Annotated in this window: 10 protein-coding genes; 6 read left to right on the top strand and 4 right to left on the bottom strand. The window is 66.7% G+C overall.

What is annotated here, in order from left to right:
• Positions 1–340: hypothetical protein (locus AC3AYF_RS12780; protein ID WP_487779814.1), on the bottom strand; the 340-nt coding region annotated here is incomplete at its 3' end.
• A 7-nt stretch (positions 341–347) separates the two neighbouring features.
• Between AC3AYF_RS12780 and AC3AYF_RS12785 the strand changes: the two genes are divergently transcribed.
• Complete coding sequence (locus AC3AYF_RS12785; protein WP_295039884.1) at positions 348–881, top strand: SDR family NAD(P)-dependent oxidoreductase; 534 nt, start codon at positions 348–350, stop codon at positions 879–881.
• A gap of 81 nt (positions 882–962) precedes the next feature.
• On the opposite strand, the gene AC3AYF_RS12790 is transcribed toward AC3AYF_RS12785, so the two are convergent.
• The gene (locus AC3AYF_RS12790; protein WP_295039882.1) at positions 963–1,478 is read right to left on the bottom strand and encodes a DUF302 domain-containing protein; all 516 of its coding nucleotides are present in this window, start codon (positions 1,476–1,478) and stop codon (positions 963–965) included.
• 79 nt (positions 1,479–1,557) lie between these two features.
• Positions 1,558–3,276 carry a Na+/H+ antiporter gene (locus AC3AYF_RS12795; protein WP_295039879.1) on the bottom strand — a complete coding sequence of 573 codons (1,719 nt, stop codon included), beginning with the start codon at positions 3,274–3,276 and terminating at the stop codon, positions 1,558–1,560.
• 368 nt (positions 3,277–3,644) lie between these two features.
• On the opposite strand from AC3AYF_RS12795, the gene AC3AYF_RS12800 reads away from it, so the two are divergent.
• Genes AC3AYF_RS12800 through AC3AYF_RS12810 form a run of 3 tightly spaced genes read left to right on the top strand, consistent with a single transcriptional unit; the run spans position 3,645 to position 7,425 of the window.
• Positions 3,645–4,184, top strand: coding sequence for a (2Fe-2S)-binding protein (locus tag AC3AYF_RS12800; RefSeq protein WP_295039877.1), 540 nt, complete (start codon positions 3,645–3,647; stop codon positions 4,182–4,184).
• Positions 4,181–5,194, top strand: a complete 1,014-nt coding sequence (locus AC3AYF_RS12805) for an FAD binding domain-containing protein (protein ID WP_487779815.1) — start codon at positions 4,181–4,183, stop codon at positions 5,192–5,194. The genes AC3AYF_RS12800 and AC3AYF_RS12805 overlap by 4 nt, the downstream gene beginning before the upstream one ends.
• On the top strand, positions 5,191–7,425 hold the full coding sequence (locus tag AC3AYF_RS12810; RefSeq protein ID WP_295039871.1) for a xanthine dehydrogenase family protein molybdopterin-binding subunit: 2,235 nt from the start codon (positions 5,191–5,193) through the stop codon (positions 7,423–7,425). Before AC3AYF_RS12805 ends, AC3AYF_RS12810 begins: the two co-directional genes overlap by 4 nt.
• Here the strand turns inward: AC3AYF_RS12810 and AC3AYF_RS12815 are convergent.
• The gene (locus tag AC3AYF_RS12815) at positions 7,408–8,064 is read right to left on the bottom strand and encodes a TetR/AcrR family transcriptional regulator (protein ID WP_295039868.1); all 657 of its coding nucleotides are present in this window, start codon (positions 8,062–8,064) and stop codon (positions 7,408–7,410) included. The two genes, AC3AYF_RS12810 and AC3AYF_RS12815, sit on opposite strands and share 18 nt — an antisense overlap.
• Positions 8,065–8,189: 125 nt before the next feature.
• Between AC3AYF_RS12815 and AC3AYF_RS12820 the strand changes: the two genes are divergently transcribed.
• Together AC3AYF_RS12820 and AC3AYF_RS12825 are read left to right on the top strand one after the other, a co-directional pair.
• Positions 8,190–9,281, top strand: a complete 1,092-nt coding sequence (locus AC3AYF_RS12820) for an HlyD family secretion protein (protein WP_487779816.1) — start codon at positions 8,190–8,192, stop codon at positions 9,279–9,281.
• Between the two features lie 22 nt (positions 9,282–9,303).
• A complete protein-coding gene (locus tag AC3AYF_RS12825; protein WP_295039865.1) occupies positions 9,304–10,854 on the top strand; it encodes a DHA2 family efflux MFS transporter permease subunit in 1,551 nt (516 codons plus the stop codon).
• The last annotated feature ends 35 nt before the right edge of the window (positions 10,855–10,889 follow it).

The following is a 10,889-nucleotide window of genomic DNA, read 5'->3' on the forward strand; positions in this document are numbered from 1 at the left end:
GGATGAAGAAGCCACCCACGATCTGTTCGCCTTCGATCGAAACCCGAGAGGTCGCGAGGCTAAGGGAGAGGGCGCCGTACTCGAACCGAAGTGCGAAGGGCAGGAACTGCTGGGTCGTGCCCCCCTGGACGCCCGAGTCGTACTCGTACCCCATCGCCGCAGAGGCACGCCAGTTGCGGACCGGGACCGGCGCGAACGCGATCGGGTGTTCGGGCTCTGCCGGGAACGACTGTTCGGCGTGCGCGGCCGACGGCACCTGCGAGACGTGTGACACGGGGTTCTGCTGGAGCGATGGCGGCGCGTGCGACGTCACCGACGAGACGGCCATCGAAGCGGCCATCGCGGCCTTGTCCGAGCGCTACCGACTGGTCGGCGTCGTCAATTGCGCCGGTATCGGCATCGACAAGTCGACCATCGAGACGGGCGTCGAGGAGTTCCGCAGGATACTCGACGTCAACGTGGTCGGATCCTTCGTGGTATCGCGCGAGCTGGCCCGCTACTGGACGACGCAAGGGCTCGCCGGGAGCATCGTCAATATTTCATCGGTCTCGGGCCTCTGCGGCAACAAGGGGCGCAGCGCCTATGGCGCCTCCAAGGCCGGGCAGGATGCGCTGACCCGGGTGATGGCGTGCGAACTGGGCTCGCGGGGGATCCGCGTCAACTCCGTGGCCCCCGGGCCGATAGACACTCCGCTGGCGCGCGCCATCCATACCGACGAAGTGCGCGACCAGTGGCATCAGCGCGTCTCCCTGAATCGATACGGCCAGCCCGATGAAGTCGCCAATGCGGTGGCGTTCCTGCTCTCCGACGAGGCTTCCTACGTCACGGGGCAGGTCCTGGCCGTCGATGGCGGGTTCGTCACCGCGGGGTTGAGAGCCTAGCTGTACCGAAGCCGGGCCGGTTCCAGCACCGCCACCGGCTCTCCTTTCCTGGCCATGGGGTGACGGCCCTTCATCACGACATCACTCCTGCAGCGTCGCCTCGACCAGCTTCCGCATCGCCTGCTGGAGCGGTTTGACGGAGGGGCAGTCGGCGACGCCGTGGCGCTGGGCGATCCACGCCGGGTCGTTGTAGCCGAGCCAGGTCTGGCCATCCGCATCCTGCCAGACCAGAGCCTTCATTGGCAGGTCGATCCCGGCGGTCGGAGCGCACTGCATCAGCGGCGTGCCACCCTTGGGATCGCCGAAGATGATCACTTCGTTGGGCAGCAGCGCCATGCTGCGAGACATCGCGCCCTGGCGGTGATCGACCCGGGCGAATACGGTCATGCCGCTGGTGCGCGCCTGTTCGGCGAAGCGGATGGCGGTTTCGTGCACGCCGGCGTCGCTCCTGGCGACGATCATGCCGGGAACGGATGGCGTCGTCTCCTGTGCGGATTCGGCCGGCGGTGTCGACTGCGCCGATACGCCGGCGGTGAAACCCAGCAGGCCGGCGGTGATCAGCGCGAGGCGCAGTTGGCGGAAGAACGGTCGGGGCATGTGTCGTCTCCGGGTCGAGGATGTCGTTCGGTGGTGTCGCTCGAGAATGTCGCTCGAGCGTGCGTGTTCAGCGTGTCGATCAGTGGTGCGCCGCACCCTGGTCCCCGGTCAGCGCCGCTTCGGCCAGATCGACCTCGCGGACCAGCTTGCGCAGGACATTGTCGTTGATACGGTCGCGCTGGCGCAGCTTGTAGTACTGGCGCCGCTCGGCGCGCAGCGCCTCCAGGCGGGTGTCGCGCTCCAACTGGCGGGAGGTGGCGAGCTGCGGCGTGGCGGTGTCGGCGGAGTGCAGGTTCAGACGCTCCCGGTAGTAGCTCATCAACTGGGAGCTGATGTCGTTGAACGCCATGATCGTCTCGTCGTTGGTCTTGTTGCGGGCGAACTCGCCGGTGCGATCGTGATGGTAGCGTTCGATACGGTAGATGGCGGCCTCGGCACCGGCGATGCGCGCCTTGCGCTCCTCCTCGAATTCATGGGTGTCGTTGGGGAGCTTGAGGTTTCGCAGTACCAGCGGCAAGCCGATGCTGCCGGTGATCAGCGTGAACAGGATCACGCCGGTCGCCAGGAAGATCATCAACTCCCGCGCCGGGAAGTCGGTGCCGTCGTTCATCAGGTGCGGCAGTGACAGCGCCGCCGCCAGGGTGATCGTGCCGCGGATACCGGCCAGCGTCGCCGCCAGCATCAGCTTCACCGGAATCTGCCCGGTGCTTGCCGGCGGGGGGAGGCGCGGCTGACGCTTGATGAAGCCCATCACTCTCGACAGCCCCCGCCCGATGGCGCTGGCGAGCCAGATCCAGATGAAGCGCGAGGCGAGCAGGGCGATCGAGATCGCCGCCACGTAGCCCAGCAGGCGCAGGAATTCGTAGTCGCCGATATCGTGCAGCGAATGGTCCAGCGCCCCGCTGATGATCGCCGGCAGTTGGAACCCCAGCAGCAAAAAGACCAGCGCGTTGAGGACGAATTCGAGCATCTCCCACACCGCCTGGGTCTGCATGCGGGTGTGGAGCTGGCCGACGCGCTTGATGTCGGCACGATTCATCACCATGCCCGCGGCCACGGCGGAGAGGATGCCGGACATGCCGAGATGTTCGGCCAGCAGGTAGGCGGCGAAGGGGAGCAGCAGCACCAGCAGGATGACCTGGACCGTGGTGGCTTCGCCCAGATGGCGTTCGATCAGCCGCGTGCGCAGGACATTGAAGCCGAAGGCCAGCAGCCCGCCCACCACCAGGCCGCCGATCGAGATCAGCATGAAGCTCCCGGCCGCGTCGGTCAGCGAGAAGGTGCCGGTCAGCGCCGCCGCGACGGCGAACTTGAACGCCACCAGGCCGGAGGCGTCGTTCATCAACGACTCCCCCTCGAGGATTCGCATCAAGCGCGGCGGCACCGGCAGGCGGCCGGAGATCGACGATACCGCCACCGCATCGGTGGGGGAGAGGATCGCCGCCAGGGCAAAGCAGATCGCCAGCGGCAGCGCCGGGAACAGGAGATGGATGAAGTAGCCGACCCCGACCACCGTGAACAGCACCAGACCCAGCGCCAGGGCCAGGATCGGCCCGCGCAGGATCATGAACTCGCGCTGGGGGAAGCGCCGGGCATCGGAAAACAGCAGTGGCGCGATGAACAGCAGCAGGAATATTTCCGGCTCGAGCTCGACGTGCAGGCCCGACGCCGGCCATGCCAGCAGGGCGCCGAGAAATATCTGTACCAGCGGTGTCGGGAGGGCGGGAACGAACCGGGTAACGACCCCGGTCGCCGAGGCAACCAGCAGCAGAATCAGAACCAGAAATAGCGTATTCATCGACCCCGATCGACCGGTAGAAATTCGTCAGCCGACGAGCTTAGCGGAAGTCGAATGCTTTAGGGCGCCGTGCGACAAAATTTTCTGGCGATGCATTGGGCGGGATCGGGATGAGCTGTCTATGCTGTTGTCGATGGGCGGCCCTGGGGTCCTGACAACGCCGGCTGCCCGATCACTCCGTGACGAAACGCTTGTCCCGCTGGCTCGCGACGCAGCCGGCGATCATCGACGATGTACGCGCTCCCGTGATCCTGTCTCCCAGGTCATCGCTTCGTTGCGCGGCATCATCGCTCGAGACGACGAGCCGCGGCGAGGCGCAGTGACGCGCCTGACACCCGCGGCTCTCCCAATTCAGATGAGGAGCCGGCATGATGGACGATTCCGCGCATTCCCCCCACCCCTCCGACGAGACCGTCAGGCTCGATTTCACGCTCAATGGCGAGCCCCGCACGATCGAGGTCGCGCCCAATGCGGTACTGCTCGATGTGCTGCGCGAGCAGCTCGGGCTCGGCGGCACCAAGAAGGGCTGCGATCACGGCCAGTGCGGCGCCTGCACCGTGCATGTCGATGGCCAGGCGATGAACTCGTGTCTGCGCCTCGCCGTGATGTGTGAAGGCCAGCAGGTGACCACGGTGGAAGGGCTCGCCCGCGACGGCGAACTCCATCCCGTGCAGCAGAATTTCCTCGAGTGCGACGCCTACCAGTGCGGTTACTGCACGCCGGGGCAGATGATGTCCGCCACCGCCTTGCTCGCGGACGAGCGCATCGGCACCGACGACGCCTCCGTGAAAGAGGCGATGAGCGGCAATATCTGCCGCTGCGGGGCCTACAAGAACATCGTCGAAGCGATCCAGAAATCTCGCGCGCAGTTGGGCCACGATGCCGCGCGCAAGGAGGGAGCGGCATGAGAACCTTCGCCTACTCCCGCGCCGATAGCGTCGATCATGCCGCTCATCGAACGATGCCCGGCGCGGCCTTCGTCGCCGGTGGCACCACGCTGCTGGACCTGATCAAGCTCGACGTACTGAAGCCGGAGAACGTGGTCGACATCAACGCGCTGCCGCTCAAGCGGGTCGAGCGGCTCGACGATGGCCGGCTCAGGATCGGGGCGCTGGTCACCAATACCGACCTGGCCCACCATCCCGAGGTCAAGTCGCACTATCCGGTGCTCTCCGAAGCGCTGCTGGCGGGGGCCTCGACCCAGCTGCGCAACATGGCGACCACCGCCGGCAACGTGATGCAGCGCACCCGCTGCCCCTACTATCGCGACCCGGCGGCCAGATGCAATCGGCGCGAGCCGGGCAGCGGCTGCGACGCCATGGACGGCATCAACCGCATGCATGCCGTCCTCGGCGGCAGCGACGTCTGTAACGCCGTGCATCCGTCGGACATGTGCGTCGGTATCGCCGCCATCGGCGCGACGCTGACGCTGCAGGGGCCCGACGGTGAACGGGAGGTCGACTTCGCCGACTTCCACCGCCTGCCGGGCGACACGCCGCACATCGAGCATGATCTGGCAAATGGTGAGCTGATCACCGCGATCACCCTGGACGCACCGCTGGAAAACGCCCGTTCGCACTACCTGAAGCTGCGTGACCGCGCTTCCTACGAGTTCGCGCTTGCCTCCTGTGCCGCCCAGGTGGTGCTCGACGGCGACACGATTCGGGAAGCGCGCCTCGCGCTCGGCGGGGTCGCCACCAAACCGTGGCGCTGCAGCGATGCCGAGGCGGCGCTGGTCGGCCAGAGCGCCGACAAGGCGAGCTTCGAGCGCGCCGCCGACATCGCCCTGAAGGATGCCCAGGCGCGTGAGCACAACGGCTACAAGATTCCCCTGGCGCGTCAGGCGATCGTGCGCGCGCTGCGCAACGCGGCCCGTGGCGAGACGCCGGCGAGCGAGACACAGGAGAGCCAGGCATGAACGACATGACCCAACCCGACTTCGACCAGCCCCGCGTCGTCGGCCAGCGCACCCCGCGCATCGACGGCGAATTCAAGCTCACCGGCCGCGCCGGCTACACCGGCGAACTCCACGTCGACGGCATGCTCTACGGCTACCCGGTGCCGGCCACCATCGCCAACGGCGTGCTCGAATCCCTCGATCTCGACGCCGCCCGCGCGATGCCGGGTGTGGTGGACATCTTCCACCATGGCCACTTCGAGGCGCTGCACCGCTCGCCCAACTCCATGGCCCATGGCGACATGGTCAACGAGGTGCGCCTGCCGTTCGAGGATGAGCGCATCTACTACCACGGCCAGTACGTGGCACTGGTCGTCGCCGAGACCTTCGAGCAGGCGCGGGGCGCGGCCCAGCGCGTGGTTGCCCGTTATCGGGAAGAGCGCGGCGCCGTCGTCGGGCTGCTGCAGACCGATGCCGAAGGCACGCTGCAGGAGAGTGCCGGCAGCTCCCGGGGCGACCCGGAAGCGGCATTCGGCGGCGCCGAGGTCAAGGTCGACTCGACCTACCACATCGCCGCCGAAAGCCACCTGCAGATGGAGATGCACGCCACCCTCGCCGAGTGGCGCGACGCGGGCAAGCGCCTGGTGGTGCACGAATCGACCCAGGGCGTCTTCTTCCAGCGCAACGCCATGGCGCGGGTCTTCGGGCTCGCCCAGGAGAACCTCGAGGTGATCTCCCACTACATCGGCTCCGGATTCGGCAACAAGCTGTTCATGTGGCCCCACTCGGTCGCCACCGCCGTGGCGGCGCGGATGACCGGCCGCCCGGTGAAGGTCGTGCTGCCGCGCCAGCAGGACATGACCGGCGGTGGCAATCGGCCCGCCTCGCGTCAGCGCATCCGCCTGGGTGCCGATCGCAGCGGCAAGCTCACCTCGGTGATCCACGACAGCACCACCGAGACCTCGCTGGTGCACCAGTACGTCGATACCTGCGGCAGCGCCACGCCGAGCTTCTACGCCTGCGACAACGTCTCGACCAGCCAGCGCGTGCTCGAGGTGAATCACGGCACGCCGTGCCCGATGCGAGCACCGGGCGAGGTCTCGGGCATCTTCGCGCTGGAGACCGCCATGGACGAGCTGGCGGTGGAGCTGGGGATGGATCCGGTGGAGCTGCGGTTGAAGAACAACGCCGAGCAGGACCCGGCGAGCGGTCTACCGTGGTCGAGCAAGCATCTCGACGAGTGCCTGACCAGCGCCGCCAGGCGCTTCGGCTGGGAGCAGCGCAACCCGGCCATCGGCTCGATGCGCGACGGTGACGAGATCATCGGCTACGGCATGGCCTCCTGCACCTGGTCCGCCGGGCGTCAGCCCTGCGAGGCGCGGGTCGAGCTGCGCGCCGACGGCTCGCTGTTCGCCGCCTGCGGCACCCAGGACATCGGTACCGGTACCTACACCATCGTCGCCCAGGCCGTCGCCGAACTCACCGGCGCCGAGCTCTCGCGAATCGAGGTCAAGCTGGGCGAGACCAGCCTGCCGGCGGGGCCGCTCTCCGGTGGCTCCATGGCGACGGCGACGGTGCTGCCCGCCGTGGCGGCGGCGGCGCGCGACGCGCTGGATGCGCTCAAGGAAGTGGCAGTCGGCAGCGGCGGGGCATTCGAAGGCAGCGACGCCGATTCGCTCTCCGCACAAGCGGGTGGACTCACCGACGGCAAGCGCCGCGTGAGCTTCGAGGAGATCCTCGGGACCAGCAAGCTTTCGAGCGTCAACGGTCAGGGCAGCGCCGCCCCCGGCAGCGAGCGCAGCGAGTACGCTTTCCGCTCCTTCGGCGCCCACTTCGTCGAGGTCCGTATCGATCCGGAAATCTCTCGAGTGCGCGTGGCGCGGGTGGTCTCCTCGATCGACATCGGCCGGGCGATCAACCCGCCGACGGCGCGCAACCAGGTCGAGGGCGGCATCGTCATGGGGGTCGGCATGGGCCTGCTCGAGAAGCTCGACTACGACCCGCGGGATGCGCGGCTCATCAACGCCAACGTGGCCGACTACATCGTCCCGACGCACGCCGATGCGCCGGAGATCGACGTCGAGCTGCTCGACTACCCGGACTTCAAGCACAACGAGTTCGGCGGTCGTGGCGTTGGCGAGATCGGTTTGACCGGCGTTGCGCCGGCGATCTCCAACGCGCTCTACCACGCCACCGGCAAGCGCCATCGTGACTTGCCGATCACCATCGAGGCGCTACTGGCCTCGTCGTGAGGGGCGGCCCTGGACGCCATGCAGGAAAAGGTCGACACAGCGTGTCACCCGATCCTCGATCGCCGCCCGGGAGGGCGGCGACTCCAGTTGCAGTACGCGAATGAGATGCCACTCGCCCAGCAACATGCCGAGAAAGGCGCCGGCGAGTTCGACGGTATCGCAGGCCGGCATCAGTTGCCTCTGCACCTGGCGCTCGAAGTAGTCCGCCAGGGCGAGTCGGACACGACCGGGGCCGCCATCGAAGAACAGCCGGGCCAGTTGCGACTGGCGGGGGCTCTCGGCCACCACTTCGCGGTAGATGCCCAGGGTTTCCTCGTCCATGACCTTGACCAGCAGCTCGATGCCGAGACGCTGCAGCGCCGCCTCGATGGTCAGTTCGTCGACACCTTCGTCGGTCAGCGTGCCGTAGATATGATGGGAACGGCGTTCGATCATGGCCTGGAACAGGCCTTCCTTGTTGCCGAAGTGGCGATAGAGAGTGGAGAGCGAGCCGCCGGCGCGACCGACGATGTCGTTGACGCTGACCTGCCCGTAGCCGCGCTCGAGAAACAGTTGCTGTGCCGCGTCGAGCAGTGCGTCCCGACGCTGACGGCCCCGCTCGGTCGTCGGGGGGGAATCTTTGGGAAGTGACGGCGACATGGCTTTCTCTCGTGTCGGCAACGCCGGATTTTTTCGATACGACGCGGTGGCGTTTTCAATAAGATAGTGTAGTCTACACTACACATTGAATGGGCGCGCACTTCTGGCAGGAAAATAGGCTCGGCATGAAGATCAAAAAGAAACTCTACACGGCAGTCGTGATACTGGTCGCGCTGGCGGTGGCGCTCGTCTTCGCGTGGCACTGGTGGCAGACCGGACGCTTCTTCATCGAGACCGACAACGCCTACTTGCACACCGATAGCGTCGCGGTGCGTGCGGAGATCAGCGCGCGCGTGACCGAAGTGGCGGTGGACGACAACCAGCGGGTGAAGCAGGGCGACCTGCTGGTTCAGCTCGACGATCGGGATACTCGCAGCCAGTTGGCCCAGGCCCAGGCGCAACTGGCCGTCAGCTCGGCCAACGTGACCCAGGCGCAGCGTCAGGTCGAGCTCGATCGGGCCAGCATCGACGAAGCCCAGGCCCAGGTGACCGCAGCCCAGTCCGACGTCGCCCAGGCGCGCCAGCACCTCGAACGCTCGCAGTCGCTGGCGGCGAACAACTACGCCTCGCGCCAGCAGTTGCAGGACGATCAGGCGTCGCTGCGGGTCGCCCAGGCGACGCTGGCGGCGCGCCAGGCGAGCGTCGAGTCGGCCAAACGGCGGCTGTCGGCCGACCAGGCCTCCATCGACAGCGCCAAGGCCAACCGGGACGCCGCCGAAGCGGACATCGAATACAACCAGAGCCAGCTCGCCAAGACGCGTATCGTCGCCCGGCGCGACGGCGTCATCGGCAATCTGACCGTCGAGCCCGGCGATCTCGCCCAGCCGTCGCTCACCCTGATGCAACTGGTCCCGGTCTCCCGCGCCTACGTGGTCGCCAACTACAAGGAGACCGAGATCGAGCGCATGCGCGTGGGCCAGCCGGTGACCCTGGCGGTGGATGCCTACCCGGATATCGACTTCACCGGCAAGGTCGACAGCGTGGCGCCGGCGACCGGCACCCAGTTCAGCCTGCTGCCCCAGGACAACGCCACCGGCAACTTCAACAAGATCGTCCAGCGCGTGCCGGTCAAGATCCGGGTCACCGGGCCCAAGGACCAGCTTTGGCGGCTGCAGTCCGGTCTCTCGGTGGTGCCTTCGGTGGATACCCGCGAGGTCGATGGCCAGGCGATCTACTTCGATCCCGGCCCCGACCTGGACGACGGGCCGCAGTCGTGACGCTGCCACGTGAGTGCATGGCATGAGTGAAGTGGCGGCACCAGGCGGCGCCGGCCCCCAGGAGATGCCGTCCTGGCACTACCGCTTCGGCTTCATCGCGGCGGTGTTCGGCATGTTCATGGCGATCCTGGACATCCAGATCGTCGCCAGCTCGCTGAACGAGATCCAGGCCGGCGTCTCGGCCTCGAGCGACGAGATATCCTGGATCCAGACCTCCTACCTGGTCGCTGAAATCATCATGATCCCGCTCTCCGGCGTGCTGATGCGCTGGCTGTCGACGCGGGTGGCTTTCGTCATCTCCTGTGCCGGTTTCACTTTGGCCAGCCTCGGCTGTGCGCTGGCCAACAGTATCGAACAGCTGATCGTGCTGCGCGCCATCCAGGGCTTCATGGGGGGCGCGATGATCCCGATCACCCAGGCGATCAGCTTCTCGCTGTTCCCGCGTCGCGCCATGGGGGCCGTTCAGGGTGTGATCGGCATGGTGGTGACCATGGCGCCGTCGATCGGGCCCACCGTGGGGGGGTATGTCACCGAACTGTTCAGCTGGCACTGGCTGTTCCTGGCCAACGTGGTGCCGGGAATCCTGGTCACGCTGGCGGCGTGGCGCTTCCTCGATATCGACGAAGGCGATGCGAGCGTGGCCAAGCGGCTCGACTTTCGCGGCCTGATCCTGATCGCGCTGTTTCTGGGCAGCCTCGAGTTCGTGCTCGAGGAGGGGCCCGGTGACGACTGGTTCGCCAGCGAGCTGATCGTGTGGATGACACTGCTCTGCGTCGCCTCCTGCATCGGCTTCTTCTGGCGGGTGTTTACCTACCATTCGCCGATCGTGGATCTCCACGCCTTCCGCAATCTCAATTTCTCGATCGGCACGGGACTCGTGTTCGTGGTGGGGATCGCGATGTACGGTCTGGTCTACCTGATGCCGCTGTTCCTGGGCGGGGTCCGGGGGTACTCGAGCCTGCAGATCGGCGAGGTGATGTTCGTCACCGGCGTGGCGATGTTCTTCACCGCCCCGATCGTGGGGCGTCTGACCAACTCGGTGGACCTGCGGGTGCTGCTGTTCTTCGGCCTGACGCTGATCGGCATCGGGACGGCGATGAACAACAACCTGACCAGCGAGTCGGGCTTCTGGGAGTTCTTCTGGCCGCAGATCGTGCGCGGCGTTGGCATGATCCTGTGCATCATCCCGGCTTCGCGGATCGCGCTGGGCACGCTGCCGCCGCAGGAGCTGGGCAACGCCGCCGGACTCTTCAGCGTGATGCGCAACCTCGGCGGCGCGGTGGGCCTGGCGATGCTCGACACCGTGCGCGACTGGCGCGAGGACTATCACTGGAACCAACTGATCCCCGCGCTCAACCAGGGGCGAGTCGTGGTTCAGCAGCAGATCGAAAACTACCAGGCGATGCTGATCGGCCATGTTGCCGATCCTTACCACAGCGCGGTGGCTCTGCTCGGTCAGCGCTTCGGCATCCAGGCCCAGGTGCTCGCCTACAACGACATCTTCCTGTGGCTGGGCTGCATCTACCTGCTGTGCGTGCCGCTGGTGTTCCTGCTCAAGAAGATCGAGCATTGACTGCGGACTGCGGACTGCGGACTGCGGACTGCGGA

It is taken from the genome of Salinicola sp., from assembly GCF_982684285.1.

Bases quoted from the DNA above. Each gene is read 5' to 3' on its own strand.
- AC3AYF_RS12795 (WP_295039879.1), bottom strand. From the start codon at position 3,276: ATGAATACGCTATTTCTGGTTCTGATTCTGCTGCTGGTTGCCTCGGCG.
- AC3AYF_RS12800 (WP_295039877.1), top strand. From the start codon at position 3,645: ATGATGGACGATTCCGCGCATTCCCCCCACCCCTCCGACGAGACCGTC.
- AC3AYF_RS12815 (WP_295039868.1), bottom strand. From the start codon at position 8,064: ATGTCGCCGTCACTTCCCAAAGATTCCCCCCCGACGACCGAGCGGGGC.
- AC3AYF_RS12820 (WP_487779816.1), top strand. From the start codon at position 8,190: ATGAAGATCAAAAAGAAACTCTACACGGCAGTCGTGATACTGGTCGCG.
- AC3AYF_RS12825 (WP_295039865.1), top strand. From the start codon at position 9,304: ATGAGTGAAGTGGCGGCACCAGGCGGCGCCGGCCCCCAGGAGATGCCG.
- AC3AYF_RS12790 (WP_295039882.1), bottom strand. From the start codon at position 1,478: ATGCCCCGACCGTTCTTCCGCCAACTGCGCCTCGCGCTGATCACCGCC.
- AC3AYF_RS12805 (WP_487779815.1), top strand. From the start codon at position 4,181: ATGAGAACCTTCGCCTACTCCCGCGCCGATAGCGTCGATCATGCCGCT.
- AC3AYF_RS12810 (WP_295039871.1), top strand. From the start codon at position 5,191: ATGAACGACATGACCCAACCCGACTTCGACCAGCCCCGCGTCGTCGGC.